The 19,147-nt window shown below is 64.4% G+C and carries 24 protein-coding genes; 17 read left to right on the forward strand and 7 right to left on the reverse strand.

Annotated elements, in window-relative coordinates; all coding sequences use genetic code 11:
* Positions 1 to 11: 11 nt before the first annotated feature.
* A complete protein-coding gene (locus U9J33_RS03695; protein WP_324697958.1) occupies positions 12 to 983 on the forward strand; it encodes a hypothetical protein in 972 nt (323 codons plus the stop codon).
* Positions 971 to 1,897 carry a transposase gene (locus tag U9J33_RS03700; protein ID WP_324697960.1) on the forward strand — a complete coding sequence of 309 codons (927 nt, stop codon included), beginning with the start codon at positions 971 to 973 and terminating at the stop codon, positions 1,895 to 1,897. Before U9J33_RS03695 ends, U9J33_RS03700 begins: the two co-directional genes overlap by 13 nt.
* On the opposite strand, the gene ruvX is transcribed toward U9J33_RS03700, so the two are convergent.
* The 7 genes from ruvX to pyrE are packed head-to-tail and all read right to left on the reverse strand — an operon-like array spanning position 1,894 to position 7,343.
* The gene (ruvX, locus tag U9J33_RS03705; protein ID WP_054437127.1) at positions 1,894 to 2,379 is read right to left on the reverse strand and encodes a Holliday junction resolvase RuvX; all 486 of its coding nucleotides are present in this window, start codon (positions 2,377 to 2,379) and stop codon (positions 1,894 to 1,896) included. The genes U9J33_RS03700 and ruvX overlap by 4 nt on opposite strands.
* Complete coding sequence (locus tag U9J33_RS03710; RefSeq protein WP_324697962.1) at positions 2,361 to 3,479, reverse strand: DUF3089 domain-containing protein; 1,119 nt, start codon at positions 3,477 to 3,479, stop codon at positions 2,361 to 2,363. The genes ruvX and U9J33_RS03710 overlap by 19 nt, the downstream gene beginning before the upstream one ends.
* Positions 3,480 to 3,511: 32 nt before the next feature.
* A complete protein-coding gene (locus U9J33_RS03715; protein ID WP_054437121.1) occupies positions 3,512 to 4,624 on the reverse strand; it encodes an AI-2E family transporter in 1,113 nt (370 codons plus the stop codon).
* Positions 4,621 to 5,508, reverse strand: a complete 888-nt coding sequence (gene lepB, locus U9J33_RS03720) for a signal peptidase I (RefSeq protein ID WP_324697964.1) — start codon at positions 5,506 to 5,508, stop codon at positions 4,621 to 4,623. Before lepB ends, U9J33_RS03715 begins: the two co-directional genes overlap by 4 nt.
* 58 nt (positions 5,509 to 5,566) lie before the next feature.
* Complete coding sequence (gene acpS, locus U9J33_RS03725) at positions 5,567 to 5,977, reverse strand: holo-ACP synthase (protein WP_054437114.1); 411 nt, start codon at positions 5,975 to 5,977, stop codon at positions 5,567 to 5,569.
* Between the two features lie 17 nt (positions 5,978 to 5,994).
* Complete coding sequence (locus U9J33_RS03730; RefSeq protein ID WP_132469434.1) at positions 5,995 to 6,741, reverse strand: pyridoxine 5'-phosphate synthase; 747 nt, start codon at positions 6,739 to 6,741, stop codon at positions 5,995 to 5,997.
* A 17-nt stretch (positions 6,742 to 6,758) separates the two neighbouring features.
* Complete coding sequence (pyrE, locus tag U9J33_RS03735) at positions 6,759 to 7,343, reverse strand: orotate phosphoribosyltransferase (RefSeq protein ID WP_054437112.1); 585 nt, start codon at positions 7,341 to 7,343, stop codon at positions 6,759 to 6,761.
* A 206-nt stretch (positions 7,344 to 7,549) separates the two neighbouring features.
* Here pyrE and coxB point away from each other — a divergent pair, with 206 nt between their 5' ends.
* The 15 genes from coxB (at position 7,550) to U9J33_RS03810 (ending at position 19,085) form a co-directional block, all read left to right on the forward strand.
* The gene (coxB, locus tag U9J33_RS03740; RefSeq protein ID WP_054437109.1) at positions 7,550 to 8,605 is read left to right on the forward strand and encodes a cytochrome c oxidase subunit II; all 1,056 of its coding nucleotides are present in this window, start codon (positions 7,550 to 7,552) and stop codon (positions 8,603 to 8,605) included.
* Positions 8,606 to 8,632: 27 nt separating this feature from the next.
* Complete coding sequence (gene ctaD / locus U9J33_RS03745) at positions 8,633 to 10,321, forward strand: cytochrome c oxidase subunit I (protein ID WP_054437107.1); 1,689 nt, start codon at positions 8,633 to 8,635, stop codon at positions 10,319 to 10,321.
* A gap of 93 nt (positions 10,322 to 10,414) precedes the next feature.
* Positions 10,415 to 11,332 carry a heme o synthase gene (locus U9J33_RS03750; protein WP_420719859.1) on the forward strand — a complete coding sequence of 306 codons (918 nt, stop codon included), beginning with the start codon at positions 10,415 to 10,417 and terminating at the stop codon, positions 11,330 to 11,332.
* 11 nt (positions 11,333 to 11,343) lie between these two features.
* Positions 11,344 to 11,490, forward strand: coding sequence for a hypothetical protein (locus U9J33_RS03755; protein WP_165913272.1), 147 nt, complete (start codon positions 11,344 to 11,346; stop codon positions 11,488 to 11,490).
* Entirely contained in the window at positions 11,490 to 12,080 is a 591-nt protein-coding gene (locus U9J33_RS03760) for a cytochrome c oxidase assembly protein (RefSeq protein WP_324697969.1), read from the forward strand. Before U9J33_RS03755 ends, U9J33_RS03760 begins: the two co-directional genes overlap by 1 nt.
* Positions 12,081 to 12,169: 89 nt before the next feature.
* Positions 12,170 to 12,991 (forward strand): cytochrome c oxidase subunit 3, encoded by an 822-nt coding sequence (locus U9J33_RS03765; RefSeq protein WP_324697971.1) that lies wholly within the window; start codon positions 12,170 to 12,172, stop codon positions 12,989 to 12,991.
* A 120-nt stretch (positions 12,992 to 13,111) separates the two neighbouring features.
* A complete protein-coding gene (locus U9J33_RS03770; RefSeq protein ID WP_324697973.1) occupies positions 13,112 to 13,678 on the forward strand; it encodes an SURF1 family protein in 567 nt (188 codons plus the stop codon).
* A gap of 112 nt (positions 13,679 to 13,790) precedes the next feature.
* Positions 13,791 to 15,191, forward strand: coding sequence for a threonine synthase (gene thrC / locus U9J33_RS03775; RefSeq protein ID WP_324697975.1), 1,401 nt, complete (start codon positions 13,791 to 13,793; stop codon positions 15,189 to 15,191).
* An 11-nt stretch (positions 15,192 to 15,202) separates the two neighbouring features.
* The gene (locus U9J33_RS03780; RefSeq protein WP_324697977.1) at positions 15,203 to 16,090 is read left to right on the forward strand and encodes a class I SAM-dependent methyltransferase; all 888 of its coding nucleotides are present in this window, start codon (positions 15,203 to 15,205) and stop codon (positions 16,088 to 16,090) included.
* Positions 16,091 to 16,116: 26 nt separating this feature from the next.
* On the forward strand, positions 16,117 to 16,488 hold the full coding sequence (locus U9J33_RS03785; protein ID WP_054437087.1) for a dihydroneopterin aldolase: 372 nt from the start codon (positions 16,117 to 16,119) through the stop codon (positions 16,486 to 16,488).
* Positions 16,489 to 16,491: 3 nt separating this feature from the next.
* Positions 16,492 to 16,821 (forward strand): Rossmann fold domain-containing protein, encoded by a 330-nt coding sequence (locus U9J33_RS03790; protein ID WP_324697979.1) that lies wholly within the window; start codon positions 16,492 to 16,494, stop codon positions 16,819 to 16,821.
* Positions 16,822 to 16,829: 8 nt separating this feature from the next.
* Positions 16,830 to 17,834, forward strand: coding sequence for a GTP 3',8-cyclase MoaA (gene moaA / locus U9J33_RS03795; RefSeq protein ID WP_324697981.1), 1,005 nt, complete (start codon positions 16,830 to 16,832; stop codon positions 17,832 to 17,834).
* A gap of 2 nt (positions 17,835 to 17,836) precedes the next feature.
* On the forward strand, positions 17,837 to 18,079 hold the full coding sequence (locus U9J33_RS03800; RefSeq protein ID WP_324697983.1) for a MoaD/ThiS family protein: 243 nt from the start codon (positions 17,837 to 17,839) through the stop codon (positions 18,077 to 18,079).
* Between the two features lies 1 nt (position 18,080).
* A complete protein-coding gene (locus U9J33_RS03805) occupies positions 18,081 to 18,527 on the forward strand; it encodes a molybdenum cofactor biosynthesis protein MoaE (RefSeq protein ID WP_324697985.1) in 447 nt (148 codons plus the stop codon).
* A 129-nt stretch (positions 18,528 to 18,656) separates the two neighbouring features.
* Positions 18,657 to 19,085 (forward strand): hypothetical protein, encoded by a 429-nt coding sequence (locus U9J33_RS03810; protein ID WP_054437073.1) that lies wholly within the window; start codon positions 18,657 to 18,659, stop codon positions 19,083 to 19,085.
* The last annotated feature ends 62 nt before the right edge of the window (positions 19,086 to 19,147 follow it).

Here is a 19,147-nt window from a genome sequence, read left to right on the forward strand (position 1 = left end):
GGTCGCATAGAATGCAGCAGGACGCATTTCAGGCGCTTTCCCCAGACGCGCAATGGACCGAGGGGCAACGCGAACTCGCCCAGGCAGTGGCCGATTGGCGGGCCGTGCCCGGCGCCGCACCGACCCTGGCGGCGATGGACCGCTTCGGGCGCGGGGAAAGGTTCGAGGACTGTCAGCCGCTGAGTGCACTGTTCACCGCTGACGGCGTTTCGGCACGGACTTTCGTGGATGATCTCGTTGGCCGGGTACTTTCGGTGCTGCGGCGATATCCCCTGGGGCAATTACCGCTCCGTCACAGCCGCCTGGAGGTGGTTGATACCGTCCTGCTCGCTCATGCCGGGAACGCCACCCTGGGGCTTTCCCTTTACGATGAAAGAGCGCTGCAACTCCAGCCGGCGCCAGAGACCGTCGAATTCGCGGGGCTGGAGACTTGGGCTCTGGTTCTTGCGGGGGAGGGGCAGGCGGAGCGGATCGAACGCATTCCCGTCTCGGATAAACAGGCGGAATTCCACCGGGAAACTGTCCCGCTGCGCGCGGGAACGCGGCTTTACCGGGACGGATCGCGGCAAGCGCATCAGGTCCGTTCCGTGCGCGGCAGTCTCGTCGTGCTGCGCCTCCAGAGGTTCGTGCCGGAAACCGATGCCGTGCGTGAATACGGCCTGGCCGATGGCGCGCTGATACGCCGGGCGGCCGCACGTCTGGAACAGACCCGGCTCGACATGGCGATGGCCGTGCTTGCGGCGCTGGGGCGGCGTGATGCGGTGCCGCTCATGTCGAAAATTGCGCTTGGAGATGGGGCTGCGGAGCTGCGTTGGCAGGCGCTGCGGGCCATCCTTGCGCTCGACACGCGGGCGGGCATGGTGCTGCTGGGCAATGTGGCGGCAAGCGACGACGCTGTGCTGGCGTCGCCGGCCAAAGAGCTGCGTCGGTCGTTGCTCGTCCAGTGGCCGGAACTGGAAAAGGTGGCCCAATGGCGCGGGTAATGGCGATGCGCGACCCGACGGTGGCTTCGCTCGCCGAGTTTGTCGACGCGATCTCGGGCTGGGGTTTCGATCCGCGCGAGGAGGTCAGTCTTTCCCACGCCGCCAACTGGTTGCAGCGGCTCGGTAACGATCGGACGTTCCTGGGCGACCTGCTCGTGGACATGCTGGCCGGCCTTTCGCCGGTTCCCGATGGCGCCGATGCGCTTGCGGGCGTGGGGCCGGAATCGATCATGCTGGTCACGCCGGGACAAGGCAATTTCTTCCTCAATGCACGAATCTGGCCTGCGCCCGGTGATTCCCAGTTCCGTGCCAGCGGGCCGGAGGCTTTCGGCTACGGACAGGCGCACGATCATAACTACGACCTGCTGGCGCTGGGATATTTCGGCCCGGGGTATCTCTCGGATGAGTATGAGTACGATCGCGAAGCCGTCTCGTGGCATGTCGGGCAGTCGGTGCAACTACGTCCGCAAGGACCTCTCGTGCTGGAGCAGGGCCGCATCGTCCATTACCGGGCGCAGCGCGACGTTCATGTGCAGCACCCCCCGGCGTCCCTCTCGGTGGCGCTGAACCTCGTGCATACACAGCCTGGGCAGGCGTGGATAGATCACTGCGAGTTCGATATCGAGCGTGGCACCGTTACCCGCGTGCTGGGACATGGCCCGAGCGAGAGTTTCCTGCGCATCGCCGTGGCACTGGGCGGGGAAGAGGCGCTGGACATCGCGAGCCGCTTCGGAAAATCGCACCCGAGCGACCGCATGAGGCTGGTCGCGTGGGATGCCTTGGCGAGCGGGACCGCGGATGCCGCGTTGCGCGATGCGGTCTGGAGGGATGCGGAGCAGTGCGGCAGCCGGTGGGTGGCTGCCGAAGCACGAAAGCGGAGAGGGGAGGAAGCGGCGCGTCAGTTTACGACCTAGAAGAGCCCACCCGCCATCGCGTCGATCGCGCCTTGCAGGATGACGGCGGCAGCGGCGGAATCGATGCGGGTGGCGCGCTTGGCCCGGCTCATGTCCTGTTCGATCAGCCCGCGTTCCGCGCCGGAAGTGGACCAGCGTTCGTCCCAGAGCAGGATAGGCAGGCCCAGTGCGGAGAGGTTGCGCGCATAGGCGCGGCTGGACTGGGACCGCGGGCCTTCGGACCCGTCCATGTTGAGAGGCAGGCCGATGACGATGCCCTTGATGGAACGTTCACGGACCAGTTCCATCAGCAGTTCCTTGTCCGCGCCGAACTTGCCCCGTTTGAGCGTCTTGCCGGGCGAAGCGAAGCGCCAGCCTGCATCGCAGAAAGCGGTGCCGATCGTTTGGGTGCCGAGATCGAGCCCCAGCAGCGCGCCGCCGGTTTCGGGCAGGGCATCGCGATAATCCAGCGCGCTCGCGGTGATCACTGTGCCTTCTGCCATTTCGCAACCCGTCCTTCGAAGTCCGCGCGAAGGTTCGCCCAGAACAGGGTCACGTCATAGAGATGGTAGTTGTTTCCGGGAAGAACGTAAGGGCCCATCTCGAGTGCGGGAGGCGGGCCGATGTGGAGAAAATTGTCGGTACCGCAAGCGGCGGGGACCGTCGCCTTCGCCAGGGTTCCGGCCGCAGTGGCGAAATCGGGTACCAGGGTGCCGAGGTTGGCCGCTGCATCGGCGCTTCCCCCGTCGGTGCCGGTGATCGGATTGGTGCAGAGAAACGGGCTGGCGGCCACGCTCTGCCCATCGAGCCCGGTCCGGCGGGCATAGGCTTTCAGCAGCATCTGCGTATCGGCGGGATCGGCCACCGAAAGCCAGCTCACCACGCAATTGACGTCATCGGCGTTCCGGCAGGCGGGAAGGCCCATCTTCGGCAGGTCATGGGCCAGCGAGACCGGCCACCCTATCACGTAGGCGGCGATGATACGGCGCGCGAGCGGCGTTCCCGCAACCCGGTCGCGCATGAGGCGGCGCAGGAGGAAGGCGCCCTGGCTGTGTCCGGCCAGCACGATCGGGCGGTTGCCGGGCACGGCCTTCACGAAAGTGTCGAATGCGGCCAGGACATCCGAATAGGCGAGATCGATGGCCTCGTTCGCCGGCTTCTCGCCAGTGAGGAACGCGCCGATGGCGGCCTGGCGGTAGCGGGGTGCCCATAATTCGCCCGCGGCGTTGAACGGGCTCGCCATGCCTTTCACGAACAGGGCGGCGCGGTCCTGCGAAACCTTGTCAGCGAAGCTGGCGTTCCATGCGCTGCGATCGATCAGGCTGGTGGGATGGACGAAGAACACCGCGACCGGCAGGGGCTTGGTGGGTGGGGTCACGCCGGGTGGAAGCCAGTGGGCCGGATCGTTTTCGATCCCCGGCCCGGAAATCCACATGTGCGGATCTCGCCAGGCTTCAGGCCCGAGCTTCTGCTGCGACGCGAAGGTCACGTTCGGCACGAACGCCATTTCCGTGAGCCGATCCGACCACAGGCGCAGGGCCACCAGCGAACCGATCAGCAGTGCGACGATAACGGCGATTGCGTAGAGGAACTTGCGAGCCATGGTTCAGGGTCTTGCCCGCCGGTGCGTGACGGTCAAGCGCCGGTATCCGGAGCGCCACGATCAAGGGTATGCTCTCCATCCTCACCGTTGCGGGCAGCTTCGCGTTCGAGCCAGATCTTTATCATCGCCACCAGCGGATCGGCCAGCGCAAGCCCCAGCAGCCCGAACAGCACCCCCATGATGAGCTGTGCCGCGAGCACCAGGGCAGGAGGCAGGTCCACGGTCTTGCGGGCGATCATCGGTACGATGAGATAGCCGTCGATCAGGTGTATCAGCAGATAGACAAAGATCGTGTAGAGCCCCATCTCGTAGCCGCCCGAAAAGCCGACGAGCACCATGATCATGCCCGAGATCGGGGCGCCGATATTGGGCAGGAAGGCCAGGAGGCCGGTGATGAGGCCAAGCAGCGCCGCCATCGGCACGCCGTAGAATTGCAGCATCGCCCAGGTGAACAGGCCCTCCACGGTCATGCCGATCAGGCGTCCGAACAGCAGGCGGCGCAGGGCCTGGCCCATGACCTTGACCGTCGCCTCGAAATGGTCGCGCCGGTCGATCGGGAGCATCCAGCCCACACCGCGGCGATAGAGGCGCGGCTCCATGGCGAAGTAGATGCCAAGGACAAGGATCAGGAACAGTGTCGTGAACACGCCGATCAGGCCGCCGACCACGCGTGTCACCTGCCCGATCCCGCCGACTGCTTCCTGCGCCATGCCGCGAAGCTCGGTGACGCGCGGTTGAATCCCGTGCGCATGAAGCCAGTTGAGCCCGTGGCGGAACTGGCTTTCGATGGTGGCCGGAAGTTCGGCTGCCTGAAGTGCGATCTGGCTGCCGGCGAAGCGTGCGACCCAGAGCAGGAACAGCATGGCGAAGAGCAGCACGAGGCCCACGCGCCATCCGCGCGGAATCTTGAGTATCTTGCCCAGCAGGCGGGCGCCGCCGTCGATCAGGGCACCGAACACGATGCCGCCGAAGATCACGAGCAGCGATTGGGAAAGAAAGACAGCCAGCGCCAGCAGGGCGGCCATGCCGATCCAGACGAACGCCCTGCGGGCCTCCGTGCGGATCAGGGGATCGGAAATATCGGTGGGGCCGGCGCGCTCGGCGATGTCGGTCCCCGTTTCGTCTTCCGCCCCCGTTGCCATCATTTCCAGGCCTTGGTCTCGTCCACCGGGGGACGCAGGCTGGAGAACGATCGGCCGGGCCGCAGTGCGCCCCACCAGGTCAGCGGATTCCAGGTCTGGGTTCCGTCGAGCGAGAACGTGACGAATTCCGCTCTTCCGCCAATGTCGGACAGAGGCACCGGCCCGCCCAGGCCACCGCCGGGCTGGCCGAACATGTCGGTTTCGAACGGCGCACGGCTGTCTGCCGAACGGTCGCGGTCATCACCCATCAGGAAGACGTGGCCTTCTGGCACCTTGATCTCCGGATAATCGTCCAGTTCCTGGTCGATGTAGTCGATCACGTCATAACTGGCGCCGTTCGGCAATGTTTCACGATAGGTCGGCATCTCGTAAACTTCCTTGCCGCTCCGCAGGCGGGTACGGAATTGTTCGAAGCCGTCATAGCAGTGGCCGGGTTCGGCATCGCCTTCGCAGCGCAGCGAATCGTCGGCGGCAAGGCGCACCGGCGGCTCGACCTCGCGCGGAACGAAGCGGCCGTTCAGCCGGATGCGCCCATTGATGACCGCAATCCGATCACCCGGGAGCGCAACCACGCGCTTGATGAGATCGGCCTTGCGATTGCCGGGCACGACGATGACGATGTCGCCGTATTCCGGTGTCTGGCCCAGAATGCGCCGGGTGCTGCGCGGGAGCATGTGGAAGCTGGCCGATGACCAGTTCCAGCCATAGGGATATTTGGAAACGACCAGACGGTCCCCCACCAGCAACCCCGGCATCATCGAGATCGACGGAATGTAGAACGGCTTGGCGATCAGCGAGTGGAACGCGAGCACGCCCACCAGCATCAGCGCCAGTCCGCGAAATTCGTGAAGCCAGTTGACCTTTTCCGTCGCCGGAGGAGCCTTCATGGGGACCTCGCTGGAAGTCGGCGTGGGCTGGTGAATCATGTCCCGGGGATACTCGGCGTCAGGAATGGGGAATCGGGCGTGCTTCGATGATTACGAAGGCCTGCGCCCATGGATGATCGTCGGTGAGCGTGAGGTGAACCACGGCTTCATGACCGGCGGGAATCAGGGAATCAAGCCGCGTCTTCGCCCCGCCGGTGAGAGCCAGGGTGGGCGCGCCGGACGGGGCATTGGCCACTCCGATGTCCTTCATGAACACTCCGGCCTTGAAGCCGGTCCCGACCGCCTTGGAAAACGCTTCCTTCGCCGCGAACCGCTTCGCCAGGGTGCCAGCCTTGGTGAAAGGCCGGCGATTGGCCTTGGTGCGCTCCAGCTCGGTGAAGACGCGGTTCTCGAAACGCTCACCGAACCTGTCGAGCGAGTTCTGGATTCGCTCGATGTTGCACAAGTCCGAGCCGAGGCCGATGATCATGGAATGCCGGGTCCTTTTTACCTGACCTCGTCCATCAGGGCGCGCATCTTGCGCACGCTGGCGTCGAGCCCGCAGAATATCGCCTCGCCGATAAGGTAGTGGCCGATGTTGAGTTCCGCCAGTTGCGGAATCGCGGCAATCGGCTGGACATTCTCGTAAGTAAGGCCGTGCCCGGCATGGGGCTCGATGCCGTTCTTGGCCGCCAGCGCGGCCATATCGGCGATCCGCCTGAGTTCGGTGGCGACGTCGGCGCCGGTGGCATGGGCATATTCGCCGGTGTGGAACTCGACCACCGGCGCGCCAAGCTTCATGGCCGCTTCGATCTGGCGTGCTTCCGGGGCGATGAACAGGCTCACGCGAATGCCGGCGTCCGAGAGGCGCGAGACGATCGGGGCGAGCCTGTTGTGCAGGCCGGCGGCGTCCAGTCCGCCTTCGGTGGTGCGCTCCTCGCGCCGTTCCGGCACGATGCACGCGGCATGAGGGCGATGGCGCAGGGCGATCTCGAGCATCTCGTCGGTTGCCGCCATTTCCAGGTTGATCGGCAACCCGGTTGCAGTCGCCACGCGTTCGAGATCTTCGTCGCGGATGTGGCGGCGATCTTCGCGCAGATGCACGGTGATGCCGTCGCCGCCGGCCTCGGCGACGATCCGGGCGGCGCGCGCCGGATCGGGGTGCTCGCCGCCGCGCGCGTTGCGGATGGTGGCCACATGGTCGATGTTGACGCCGAGGCGAAGCCGCCCCGGATTGAGAACGCTGCTCACCATCGCTTCCCCCTAGAGGCTCAGACCTGTGCCCGGCTGCCGGGCTTGGTTGCGGGCTTGGCGGCCAGTTCGGCCGGAACTTCGTCATCGGCGTAAGTCGGGAAGTTGAGCGCGACGAGCGGGAAGAACGGCACCCCGAGATCGACGGCGCCGGCCGTGCGATCAACCAGCGAGGCTGCCGCAACGACTTCGCCGCCGGCTTCCTCGATCGCCTTGATCGCCTCGCGGCTGGACAGGCCGGTCGTGACCACGTCCTCGACCATCAGCACCTTGTCGCCCGGTTCGAGGGCAAAGCCGCGGCGCAGTTCGAACGTGCCGGTGGGGCGCTCGACGAACATCGCGTCGACCTGAAGCGCGCGGCCCATTTCCTGGCCGATGATGACCCCGCCCATCGCCGGGGAAACGACCTTGGTGATGGACTTGCGAATATCGTGGGGGAGTTTTGCGGCGAGCGCGACGGCGAGTCTCGCGGCGCGGTCGGGGTTCATCAGAACACGGGCGCATTGCAGGTAGTGCGCACTGTGTCGGCCCGAGGAAAGCAGGAAATGCCCCTCAAGCAAAGCCTTGCTGGCGCGGAACTCGGCGAGGACTTCTTCTTCCTGCATCGGGGGGTAATCCTTTGGTGCAATTTGCAATGTTCTGGCACGGCGGCGAGGCCCCGCGCGTCAAAAATCCCCTAGAGGCGCTTGAGACGGGCGGCAAGGCCGCGTATAGCCCCCGGTGAAGGGGGGCACAAAGCCTCCGCAATAGGGGTGCGCGCTTGGGAGGCGACTCACTGCGCGTTCATAAAGAAAACGGAAGCGCTATAACCATGATATTGGGCAAAACCGTTCGTACCTTGGGCGAGGCTGCAAAGGCTCTCGGTATCGTTTCAGCCGGAGTTCTGGCGCTTTTCACCGTTCCGGCGCTTGCGGCGGCAGGTGCTTCCGATGCGGCACCCGCAGCGGTGGCCGGCTATACGCCGATGAAGCCGACGCCGGGTATCGGCATGCCGGTCGAAGGCGGAATCGGTCTCCAGCAACAATTTTCCAAGCTCGGCGAATATGGCGAGTGGATCCATGATGGCGTGCTCATGCCGATCATCACGGCGATCACGCTTTTCGTCCTGCTGCTGCTGGTGATCATCGCGGTGCGCTTCAATCGCCGCGCCAACCCGGTCGCGTCGAAGACGAGCCACAACACGATCCTCGAAGTGGTATGGACCCTGGTTCCGGTGCTGATCCTGATCGGCATCGCGGTTCCCTCGATCGACCTGATCGCCAAGCAGTACAAGCCGGCCCAGAAAGGCGCGCTGACCATCAAGGTCACGGGCAACCAATGGTTCTGGACTTACGGTTACCCCGACAATGGCGACTTCGAAGTCGTCTCGAACATGCTCAACCTTCCCGGTCAGCCGGTCATCAACAACGGCGTGCGCGAAGTGGGTTCCAAGCCCTGGGACGGTCCCTCGCACCTTGAGGTCGACAACCGCATGGTCGTGCCGGTGGGTGAACCGATCCGGCTCCAGATCACTGCAGCCGACGTGATTCACTCGTTTGCGGTGCCCTCGCTGTGGTTCAAGCTCGACGCCGTTCCCGGCCGCATCAACGAGAAGGTGCTCCTGGTCGAGAAGCCCGGGGTCTACTACGGCCAGTGCTCGGAACTGTGCGGCGCCAAGCATGGCTATATGCCGATCGCGGTCGAAGCGCTTCCCCGTGCACAATACGATGCCTGGGTGCTGTCCCACGCCGGCGGCGTGATCGATGGTCAGGCCAAGCCTGCCGCCGCAGTTGCGCCGGCAGCATCCACCGCAGCGGCCCCTGCCGCAGTCGCCACGGCCGAAGCGACGGAGGCAGCCGCCTCCGACGCGACAGCCGCAGCCGAATAAGAGCGAATCGAAGGACAGGGTCCAACCATGGCAACCACCGCTCCAGAGCATTTCCAAGGTCACGTGGATCACCACGGACACGCAGATCACGACCATAAGCCGAGCTTTTTCGCGCGCTGGTTCATGTCCACCAACCACAAGGACATCGGAACGATGTACCTGATCTTCGCGATCATCGCGGGGATCATCGGCGGCGCCTTTTCGGGCATGATGCGCGTCGAACTGGCCGAACCGGGCATCCAGTACCTGGATATCTTCGCCCGCTGGTTCGGCGCGACCAACCCTGACTTCAACTCCACGCTGCATGTCTGGAACGTCCTGATAACGGCCCATGGCCTCATCATGGTGTTCTTCATGGTCATGCCGGCGATGATCGGCGGCTTCGGCAACTGGTTCGTGCCGCTCATGATCGGCGCGCCGGACATGGCCTTCCCGCGCATGAACAACATTTCGTTCTGGCTGACCGTGGCGGGCTTCATCTCGCTGCTGTGCTCGGCCTTCGTGCCTGGCGGCACGGGGCTTGGCGCAGGTACGGGCTGGACCGTCTATGCCCCGCTCTCGACCACCGGCTCGCCCGGACCCGCGGTCGATTTCGGCATCTTCGCGCTGCACCTTTCGGGGGCCGGCTCGATCATGGGCGCGATCAACTTCATCACCACGATCTTCAACATGCGTGCCCCCGGCATGACCATGCACAAGATGCCGCTCTTCGTGTGGTCGATGCTCGTTACCGCGTTCCTGTTGCTGCTCTCGCTGCCGGTTCTGGCCGCTGCGATCACCATGCTGCTGACCGACCGCAACTTCGGCACCACCTTCTTCGATCCTTCGGGCGGCGGCGATCCGGTGCTTTATCAGCACCTGTTCTGGTTCTTCGGCCACCCCGAAGTCTACATCATGATCCTGCCCGGCTTCGGCATCATCTCGCAGATCATCTCGACCTTCTCGAAGAAGCCGGTGTTTGGCTACCTCGGCATGGCCTATGCGATGGTCGCGATCGGTGTCGTCGGCTTCATCGTCTGGGCACACCACATGTACGCCACCGGCATGTCGGTGAACACGAAGATGTACTTCACCGCCGCCACCATGGTCATCGCGGTGCCTACGGGCATCAAGATCTTCTCGTGGATCGCGACGATGTGGGGCGGTTCGGTCGAGTTCAAGAGCCCGATGGTCTGGGCGATCGGCTTTATCTTCCTCTTCACCGTCGGCGGCGTGACCGGCGTGGTGCTGGCGAACGGCGGCGTCGACGACGTGCTGCACGACACCTACTACGTCGTGGCGCATTTCCACTACGTGCTCTCGCTGGGTGCCGTCACTGCGCTCTTCGCCGGGTTCTACTACTGGTTCCCGAAGATGAGCGGCCGGATGCATTCCGAGTTCCTCGCCCACGTCCATTTCTGGATCTTCTTCGTGGGCGTGAACATGATCTTCTTCCCGATGCACTTCCTCGGGCTGCAGGGCATGCCGCGCCGCTATCCGGACTATGCCGAGGCGTACCAGCACTGGAACCACGTCGCGACGATCGGCTACATGGTCATGGCGACCAGCCTCGTGGTCTGGTTCATCAACATCGCCTATGCTTTCCTGGCCGGTCGCAAGGCCGAGGACAGCTATTGGGGTGAAGGTGCGACCACGCTTGAGTGGACGCTGACCAGCCCGCCGCCGTTCCACCAGTTCGAGACGCTCCCCGTGATCGAGGATGCGGCTCACCACTGATCGAGCCGTCGTCGTCCCGGATAGGTCCGGGACGACGACCGGTTCCCAGGCCCTCGCTTTTCGGGCCTTTGCGGGTGTATGGGGCCAAGCACCATGATGACTACGAGTCCCACTACTGCCGCCGCTCCGCTCCCGGCCGACTGGCGCGATCTCTTCGCGCTGACCAAGCCGCGGGTGATGAGCCTGGTCATTTTCACCGGCCTTTGCGGCCTGCTTGCCGCGCCTGAGCGGATCAATCCTGTTCTCGCGTTCACCGCGATTCTGTGCATCGCCATGGGCGCGGGAGGGGCGGCCGCGCTCAACCAATGGTGGGAAGCGGATCTTGACGCCGGGATGAAGCGCACTTCGAAGCGCCCCCTGCCGCAGGGCCGTCTCGACCGCACCACGGCGCGCGATTTCGCGGGCGTGCTCTGCGCCGTCTCGGTATTCCTGATGGGCTTCGCGGTCGGCTGGCTTCCTGCTGCGATCCTTGCGATCTCGATCATCTATTATGCCGTGATCTACACGATCTGGCTGAAGCCGCGCACGCCGCAGAACATCGTGATCGGTGGCGGCGCCGGCGCGTTCCCTCCGTTGATCGGGTGGGTTGCCGCGACCGGACATGTCACGCTGATGCCGGTGCTGCTCTTTGCCATCATATTCTTCTGGACCCCGCCGCATTTCTGGGCGCTCGCGCTGTTCGTCAAAAGCGATTACGCCAAGGTCGGCATCCCGATGATGCCGGTCGTCGCGGGCGAGAAGGCCACGCGCCGCCAGATCCTGCTCTACGCCATCCTCCTGCTGCCGCTTTCGGTGCTGCCATGGTGGATCGGCGGTGCCGGGGCCGTCTACGGGGTTTCCGCGATCGTGCTTTCCACGCTGTTCCTGGCGTTCTCCGTTCGTGTCGGGCTGCGGGAACGCAGCGGACCCGAGGATACGATGAAGCCGGAAAAGCAGCTCTTCGCCTATTCCGTGCTCTACCTCTTCGTGCTGTTCGCGGCGCTGGTGGTGGATCGCTTCATCGTCCTGTGAAAGATCGAAGCATGAACGACATCCCGCAACCAGAACCCGGAACGCCCGATATCCGCACGCCGGAGCAGATTCGGCGGAGCCGGAACCGGGTGCTGGCGCTCAGCCTCGCGGCGTTCGTGGTGCTGGTGTTCTTCATCTCGATCGCGAAGATGGGCTGATGGAGACGGCGATCGCACCTGTCCGCAGCAACCGGCGCGTCGCTTTCATCGCCCTGTCGATGGCGTTGCTGATGCTGGGCCTCGGTTACGCTTCCGTCCCGCTCTACCGCATCTTCTGCCAGGTTACCGGCTACAACGGGACTACGCGCCGTGTGGACGAGACGCAGGCGGCAGCCGTGCAGGTGACGGACAAGACCATGTCGATCCGCTTCGACGCCAATGTCGAACGAGGCATGCCGTGGCAGTTCAAGCCACTCCAGCGCACCGACACCGTGACCATCGGTGAGCGCGATATGGCGCTTTTCTGGGCCAAAAACGCTTCCGACAAGGTGATCACCGGCACGGCGAGCTTCAATGTCGAGCCTGAGCAGGCGGCGCGCTACTTCAACAAAATCCAGTGCTTCTGCTTCACCGAGCAGACGCTCCAGCCGGGCGAAGCGGTGAAGATGCCGGTGATCTACTACGTCGATCCGGCGATCCTGAACGATCCCGACAACAAGGACGTGGAGCAGATCACGCTCAGCTACACCTTCCATGTCACCAGCGTCTCCGATGCAAAGACACTGGACCACAGCCAAACGGGCGGTTAAGTCCCGGGGCGGGAAACAAATCACGGGGGGAGCATTACCCCACCGGAAGAATCGAACACCGAAGTTTCGAGAACGGGGAAGAAGGCACCATGGCCGGTACCAAGAATCACGATTACCACATTCTTCCGCCGGACATCGCGCCGCTGGCCACCACCATCGGCGCGCTGACATTCACGACGGGGATGGTCCTGTTCATGCATGACATGGCGGGCGGCAAGTTCGTGCCCTGGCTGGGCCTTGCCATCCTGATCGCCTCGATGTTCATGTGGTTCTCGAAGATCATCAAGGAAGCGCACGCGGGCGACCACACGCCGGTCGTGCAGCTTCACCAGCGCTACGGCATGATCCTGTTCATCGCTTCGGAAGTGATGTTCTTCGTCGGCTGGTTCTGGGCCTTCTTCGATTTTTCGCTGTTTCCCTCGACGCTTTCCGAAGCGGTCGGTGGACAGTGGCCGCCCAAGGCGATCGAGGCGGTCATGGACCCGTTCGACCTGCCCTTGCTGAACACGCTGATCCTGCTCTGCTCGGGCACCACGGTAACCTGGGCGCATCACGCGCTGATCCATGGGGACCGCGAAGGCCTGAAGAAGGGCCTCTGGGCAACCATCCTGCTTGGCGTGCTGTTCTCCTGCATCCAGGCCTATGAATACGTTCACGCGCCGTTCCCCTTCGGCCAGAACACCTATGGCTCGGCGTTCTACATGGCGACGGGCTTCCACGGCTTCCACGTCATCGTCGGCACCATCATGCTGATCGTCTGCCTGAAGCGTGCGTACAACGGCGACTTCACGCCGCGTCAGCACTTCGGTTTCGAAGCTGCTGCGTGGTACTGGCACTTCGTCGACGTGGTGTGGCTGTTCCTTTTCGTCGCCATCTACATCTGGGGCGGCTGGGGTTACCCGACGCATTGATGCTGCCGCCCGATTCGGGCGATGGCGATCCGATCGAAAGGGGCAGTCCGACTTCGCGTCGGCTGCCCCTTTCGGTTTCGGAACACTGATCCGGGGCAGGCCCCGATCCGAGGAAGCACGATGCACCGCATTCCCATTTTTTCGACGCTGGTCGTGCTCGCCGCCGCAGGGCTGATGGTGGGGCTCGGCTTCTGGCAATTGCAGCGCCTTCAAGAAAAGGAAGCGCTGCTTTCCAGTTATGCCAGCGCGCAAAGGTTGCCCGGTGAAGTCGAATGGCCGCGCAGCAAGGAAAAGCAGCAGGGCTTCCTGTACCGCCGCGCTCGGCTCGAATGCGCTGTCGTCACCGGCCATTCGAGCATTGCCGGGCGCAATGCCAAGGACGAATCGGGCGCCGCGCAGACGGCCGACTGCACTTTGGCAGACGGAACGAAGGCCTTGGTCGTGCTCGGATGGTCGCGCATGCCGATGGCCGCCGGCGGCTGGGCAGGGGGCGAGGTCCACGGTGTGATCGCACCCGGACCGAGGCTCGTCGCTGCGCCGCCATTGGCGGGGCTGGAGGCGAACGCCATTCCCGATCCCGCCGAGATACCGAACAATCACTTGTCCTACGCCGTGCAGTGGTTCTTTTTCGCGGCGACGGCTCTGGTCATCTACGTTCTTGCATTGGCGAAAGGGCGCCGGCCCTGACCGCAAGGCGGAGCCCGGAATGAAATTTCGCCTCGGCCAGCTTTAGGAATTGTTCTTGCCCAACCTGCACGACAGGCTTTTCATTTCGCGCCCCTGCCGCTAACCGCGCCCGATGGACTATATCAGCACCCGTGGCAGCGCTCCCGCGCTCGATTTCGAAGGCGCGACACTGGCCGGCCTGGCTTCCGACGGCGGTCTTTATGTTCCGCGCGAGTGGCCTCGCTTTTCGGCTGACGAAATCGCGGCCATGGCGGGCCTGCCTTATGCCGAGCTGGCGGCGAAGATCATGTTCCCCTTCGTCGAGGGAAGCCTGACTTACGACCGCCTGCTGGAGCTGACGACCCAGGCTTACGGCCGCTTCGCGCACAAGGCGGTAACGCCGCTCAAGCAGCTGGACGAGCAGCAGTGGGTGCTGGAACTGTTCCACGGGCCGACACTGGCTTTCAAGGACGTGGCGCTGCAGCTGCTGGGCCTGCTGTTCGAGGAATTCCTCGGCCGCTCGGAGCGTAACCTGACCATTGTCGGCGCGACTTCGGGCGACACCGGTTCGGCGGCGATCGACGCGGTGGCCGGACGGGCCAAGGTCGATATCTTCATGATCCACCCGCATGGCCGTGTCTCCGATGTGCAGCGTCGCCAGATGACGACGGTGCTGGCACCGAACGTTCACAACATCGCCATCGACGGCTCTTTCGACGATGCGCAGGCGATGGTGAAGCGCATGTTCAACGATCGCGACGTGACGGGACGCTTCGCGATCGGCGCCGTGAACTCTATCAACTGGGCGCGCCTGATGGCCCAGGTGGTCTATTACTTTGCTGCAGGTCTCCAGCTTGGCGCGCCGCACCGTAAGGTCGCTTTCTCGGTGCCTACCGGCAATTTCGGCGATGTGTTCGCCGGATACGTCGCCGCGCAGATGGGCTTGCCGGTCGAGAAGCTGATCGTTGCCACCAACGTCAACGACATCCTTCACCGTGCGCTGGCCGAAGGCGACTATTCGCAGGGTACTGTCACGCCAACTGCTGCACCCTCGATGGACATCCAGGTTTCGTCCAACTTCGAACGCCTCCTGTTCGATCTGGGCGGCCGCGATGGCGCCGCGCTGGCTGCGCAGATGGCAGGGTTCGAGGCGACCAGGGCCATGAAGCTCACCGAAGCCCAGCGTGAAGGTGCCGCGGCACTGTTCCAGTCTGCCCGCGCCGATGGTGACGAAATGGCGCAGGCTATCCGCTGGGCCTGGGAAAACTGCGGCGAACTGATCGACCCGCACACCGCTTGCGGCCTGTTCGCCGCGCGGTCCGCCGGGATCGACGCTGCCGTTCCCGTCGTAACGCTGGCGACGGCGCATCCCGCCAAGTTCCCGGACGCGGTAGAGCGTGCGACCGGTCAGCGTTCCGGGCTGCCGGCCCGCGTGGGCGACTTGTTCGAGCGCGAGGAAAAGTGCGTCGAACTGCCGGGCGACTACGAGGCGATCGCCGCGTTCGTGGCCGAGCACGCGACCCCGAAGGTCTGACAGAGGGCTCCATGGCAGACATCGCAACCCAGCCGCTGATCCTCGCAGGGGAGGGCTGGGATGACTATGGCCTCGTCGATTCGGGGCACGGACGCAAGCTGGAACGCTACGGCAGCTACCGCTTCGTGCGCCCCGAACCGCAGGCGATGTGGACGCCGCGGCTCGAGAACTGGGATGCGCACGGCGAATTCGTGCCGGGCTCTGACGAGGACGGCGGCGGCCGGTGGCTGTTCGACAAGATGGTTCCGCGTGAAGGCTGGCCGCTTGCCTGGAACGAAGTCGGCTTCACCGCGCAGTGCACGCCGTTTCGCCATCTGGGGTTCTTCCCGGACATGGCCCCGGTGTGGGACTGGATGCGGGACATGCTTGCCGGGCAAGCCGATGCCAGCACGCTGAACCTCTTCGGCTACACCGGCGTCGGCACGCTTGCGTTGTCGGCCCATGGCCCGGTCACGCACGTCGATGCCTCCAAGAAGTCCGTCGCCCAGGCGCGCGAGAATGCAGAGCTGGCCGGGCTGGGAGATCGTCCGGTGCGCTGGCTGATCGACGATGCAGCCAAGTTCACCGCGCGCGAAGTGCGCCGGGGCAAACGCTATGACGGGATCATTCTCGATCCGCCGAAGTTCGGACGCGGCCCTACCGGCGAAACCTGGCGCCTGGAGGAAAACCTTCCCGGCCTGCTTGCCGATTGCCGCCAACTGCTCGACGCGGACAGCAAGTTCCTGTTTCTAACCGTCTATGCCGTGCGCATGTCGTCATTGGCGCTGGCGGGGCTGATGGAGGAACTGTTCCGCGACCTGCCCGGCACGATCGAGCATGGCGACCTCGCCGTGCGCGAAGACGGGGAGGGCCGTCTCCTCCCCACCGCAATCTTCGCGCGCTGGCGAAATAACGGCTAAGGGCCCCCGCCATGCACTCCAATGCCATGACCGATTCGCTCATTCTCGAAGTCGCCGATTTCGAACACGATGTCCTCACCGGCATCTATTCGGAAGAAACCGGCAAGCCGCAGCCGCTGCGCTTCACGATCACCGTGCACATGAAGCCCGCCGATCACTACGCGCCGGACACGCCGCTGACCGCCAGCAAGAACTATATGGACCTCAAGTTCGCAGCCAGCGAAGCGCTGCCGCAGGGTGTCCACTTCAAGCTGATCGAGGCGGTGGCCGATCACGTCTGCGAAACGCTGTTTCTTCAGGACGAGCGGGTTGAGGCGGTAACGGTGAAGATCGTCAAGCTGGCCATCGCAGAAGCCGGCGAGAAGATCGGCATGACGCTTACGCGGCTGCGTCGCTGAATCATGATCCTGCGCGTTGGACCATTGGCGGATGATCCGCTCGATGCCGCCGCGCAGTTTCACGCCGGCGCCCTGGCCGAAGCCCGCTCGATACTGGCAGGGGGCGAGACGTCGCTGGTTCTGGTCTTCACGGCCGCCGGCCATGCCCATCGTGGCTGGCGGCTCGCTGCCGTGCAGGGGCTTGCCCGCGAACATGCGCCGCGCCGCGTCAATGGGCTTGCGGGCGACAGTGCCGAGGCGATAGCCGCCGTGGCCGAGTGGCTGAATCTGGCGCCCGCCGTGACGGGGCAATACCTTTCGCTTGCTGGAAAGGGCGCGGGGGCCTTACTATAACCGTAGCAATGAGAACATGTTCGCCCCTTGTCGACCAGTTCCAGCGCCGCATCACCTATTTGCGGCTCTCGGTGACTGACAGGTGTGACTTGCGCTGCGCCTATTGCATGCCCGAACGCATGACCTTCCTTCCGAAGAAGGATGTTCTCAGTCTTGACGAACTGCACCGCATGGCGCTCGGTTTCATCGGCCGTGGCATTACCCGCCTGCGGCTGACCGGCGGAGAACCGCTTGTCCGGCGGGACATGATCGACCTGGTGCAGGCCCTGGGCCGCAAACTGGGCGATGGGCTGGAGGAATTGACCCTCACGACCAACGGAACCCGGCTGGCCGAATTTGCCGACGATCTGGCCGCCGCCGGGATCCAGCGGATCAATGTCTCGCTGGACACGCTGGACCGAGCGGGCTTCGCCCGGCTGACGCGCCGCGATTCGCTGCCGCAAGTGCTGGAAGGGCTGGCGGCGGCCAAGGCGGCCGGCCTGCGCGTCAAGATCAACACCGTCGCGCTGAAAGGCCTGAACGAGGCCGAGATTCCCGAAATCGTCGCCTGGGCGCATGGGCAGGGTTTCGAATCGACCCTGATCGAGGTCATGCCGCTTGGCGAGGTGGAGGAGGATCGTTTCGATCACTATCTGCCGCTTTCCTCGGTTCGCGAAGATCTGGAACGACGCTGGACGCTGGTACCCAGCCAGCACCGCACGGGCGGACCGGCGCGTTATTTCGACGTGGCGGAAACCGGCGGGCGCATCGGACTGATAACGCCGCTTACCCAGAACTTCTGCGAGGGGTGCAACCGCATCCGCGTGACGGCGACGGGCCAGCTCTACGCCTGCCTCGGTGGTAACGAGCGGGTGGACTTGCGGGCCGCCTTGCGCAGCGAGCATCCCGAGGCTGCGTTGGACGAGGCGCTCGACATGGCCATGAAGATCAAGCCGGCGCGGCACAATTTCGCGATCGATGCGCGCGGAGCGGCACCTGCGCTGGCGCGCCACATGTCGATGACGGGCGGTTGACGATGGCACTGCGTCTCGTGTTCCTGGGCCGTTTGGAGGATGCGGCAGGTGCTGCTTCTCTTGCCGTTCCGTTCTTGCCGACTCTGGCGGAGGTTGTCGGTGCGCTGGAGGCAGGGTTGGCCGATGCCCTGCGGGGTTCTCGGGTAAGGGTTGCCGTGAACGGAGTCGTCCTGAGCGGCGAAGGTCAGCCGGAACTGTGCGAGGGCGACGAGATCGCCTTCCTGCCGCCGGTTTCCGGTGGCTGACATGGCCGGTGATGTCCGCCTCTTGACCGGGGCTTTCGATCCGGCGTCACTGCTGCGGGATTTCACCGCCGCGCGGCCGCAGGCTGGTGGTATCGTCAGTTTTCTCGGGCAGGTTCGCGAGGGAGGCGGCGTGGAAGCGCTCGAACTGCGTCATTATGAACCGCTCACGCTTCCTGCGATGGAAGCGCTGGCGGCGCGTGTACTGGCGCGCTGGACGCTGGACGGGCTGCTCGTGGTTCATCGCAGTGGAACGATGGTGCCGGGAGAACCGATCGTCCTGGTCGCGGCAGCGGCGCGGCATCGCCGCGATGCTTTCGTCGCCGCGGATTTCGCGATGGACCATCTCAAGAGCGAATCATGGTTCTGGAAGCGTGAAAAAGTCGCCGGGGAGTGGCGCTGGATCGAGCCTCGCGAACAGGATATCGAGGATCTGGCCCGCTGGGCCTGACGGCGGGAACGAAATTTCGCGCGGATGCAGCGTACTTCACCTTCCGTTTGACCCTCGTCAATTTCATCGGGCCCCGCACGGTGCATAGCTGATCCCACAGGGAGATCGTCTCTCAAGGGAGCCAGTGCCATGTCGCAGCGTCTCGATTTGCAGCAACTTCGGGAACTTGCCGTCGCCATCGATGCCCCGCAGGTCCGGGCGGCGACGGTCGTCGATCGCGGCTTCGGCCTGCCGACGGGGCTCTATATCGCGACAGTGGCGCTCTACCTGGGGTTCATCGGTGTCATGGCTGCCTCGTTCCTCAATTCGGAACTTGCGATACCGATGGTGATTTTCGCGGGCTTCGTCGTCTTTGCCTTCGGCCTTGCCGGTTACTGGACGCGCATGAAGCCCGACAATCGCACCGCGACGCCAGACTGGGGGCAGTTCCGCGCGCGCGGCGTCGAAACTCTGAGCGGAAGGTTGACCGCGGGCGAGGCGACCATTCAGGTCCTCCTGCTTCCCGTGCTGATCCTGGGTTGGGGACTGGCCGTCGCCGTCATCGTCGCCTTCAACTGATCCACCTGTCCGGGCCGGGGGGCTTTCGGACAAGGATCGGGCGCTTCGGAGACCCCTCCCTC

Source organism: Novosphingobium sp. RL4, assembly GCF_035658495.1.
Lineage (GTDB): Bacteria > Pseudomonadota > Alphaproteobacteria > Sphingomonadales > Sphingomonadaceae > Novosphingobium.

Coding starts and splice junctions, on each gene's coding strand:
- U9J33_RS03790 (WP_324697979.1), top strand. CDS start 16,492: ATGATCCTGCGCGTTGGACCATTGGCGGATGATCCGCTCGATGCCGCC.
- U9J33_RS03750 (WP_420719859.1), top strand. CDS start 10,415: ATGATGACTACGAGTCCCACTACTGCCGCCGCTCCGCTCCCGGCCGAC.
- U9J33_RS03755 (WP_165913272.1), top strand. CDS start 11,344: ATGAACGACATCCCGCAACCAGAACCCGGAACGCCCGATATCCGCACG.
- U9J33_RS03800 (WP_324697983.1), top strand. CDS start 17,837: ATGGCACTGCGTCTCGTGTTCCTGGGCCGTTTGGAGGATGCGGCAGGT.
- U9J33_RS03695 (WP_324697958.1), top strand. CDS start 12: ATGCAGCAGGACGCATTTCAGGCGCTTTCCCCAGACGCGCAATGGACC.
- thrC (WP_324697975.1), top strand. CDS start 13,791: ATGGACTATATCAGCACCCGTGGCAGCGCTCCCGCGCTCGATTTCGAA.
- coxB (WP_054437109.1), top strand. CDS start 7,550: ATGATATTGGGCAAAACCGTTCGTACCTTGGGCGAGGCTGCAAAGGCT.
- ctaD (WP_054437107.1), top strand. CDS start 8,633: ATGGCAACCACCGCTCCAGAGCATTTCCAAGGTCACGTGGATCACCAC.
- ruvX (WP_054437127.1), bottom strand. CDS start 2,379: ATGGCAGAAGGCACAGTGATCACCGCGAGCGCGCTGGATTATCGCGAT.
- acpS (WP_054437114.1), bottom strand. CDS start 5,977: ATGATCATCGGCCTCGGCTCGGACTTGTGCAACATCGAGCGAATCCAG.
- moaA (WP_324697981.1), top strand. CDS start 16,830: ATGAGAACATGTTCGCCCCTTGTCGACCAGTTCCAGCGCCGCATCACC.
- pyrE (WP_054437112.1), bottom strand. CDS start 7,343: ATGCAGGAAGAAGAAGTCCTCGCCGAGTTCCGCGCCAGCAAGGCTTTG.
- U9J33_RS03715 (WP_054437121.1), bottom strand. CDS start 4,624: ATGATGGCAACGGGGGCGGAAGACGAAACGGGGACCGACATCGCCGAG.
- U9J33_RS03760 (WP_324697969.1), top strand. CDS start 11,490: ATGGAGACGGCGATCGCACCTGTCCGCAGCAACCGGCGCGTCGCTTTC.
- U9J33_RS03770 (WP_324697973.1), top strand. CDS start 13,112: ATGCACCGCATTCCCATTTTTTCGACGCTGGTCGTGCTCGCCGCCGCA.
- U9J33_RS03810 (WP_054437073.1), top strand. CDS start 18,657: ATGTCGCAGCGTCTCGATTTGCAGCAACTTCGGGAACTTGCCGTCGCC.
- U9J33_RS03730 (WP_132469434.1), bottom strand. CDS start 6,741: ATGGTGAGCAGCGTTCTCAATCCGGGGCGGCTTCGCCTCGGCGTCAAC.
- U9J33_RS03765 (WP_324697971.1), top strand. CDS start 12,170: ATGGCCGGTACCAAGAATCACGATTACCACATTCTTCCGCCGGACATC.
- U9J33_RS03700 (WP_324697960.1), top strand. CDS start 971: ATGGCGCGGGTAATGGCGATGCGCGACCCGACGGTGGCTTCGCTCGCC.
- U9J33_RS03710 (WP_324697962.1), bottom strand. CDS start 3,479: ATGGCTCGCAAGTTCCTCTACGCAATCGCCGTTATCGTCGCACTGCTG.
- U9J33_RS03785 (WP_054437087.1), top strand. CDS start 16,117: ATGACCGATTCGCTCATTCTCGAAGTCGCCGATTTCGAACACGATGTC.
- U9J33_RS03780 (WP_324697977.1), top strand. CDS start 15,203: ATGGCAGACATCGCAACCCAGCCGCTGATCCTCGCAGGGGAGGGCTGG.
- U9J33_RS03805 (WP_324697985.1), top strand. CDS start 18,081: ATGGCCGGTGATGTCCGCCTCTTGACCGGGGCTTTCGATCCGGCGTCA.
- lepB (WP_324697964.1), bottom strand. CDS start 5,508: ATGAAGGCTCCTCCGGCGACGGAAAAGGTCAACTGGCTTCACGAATTT.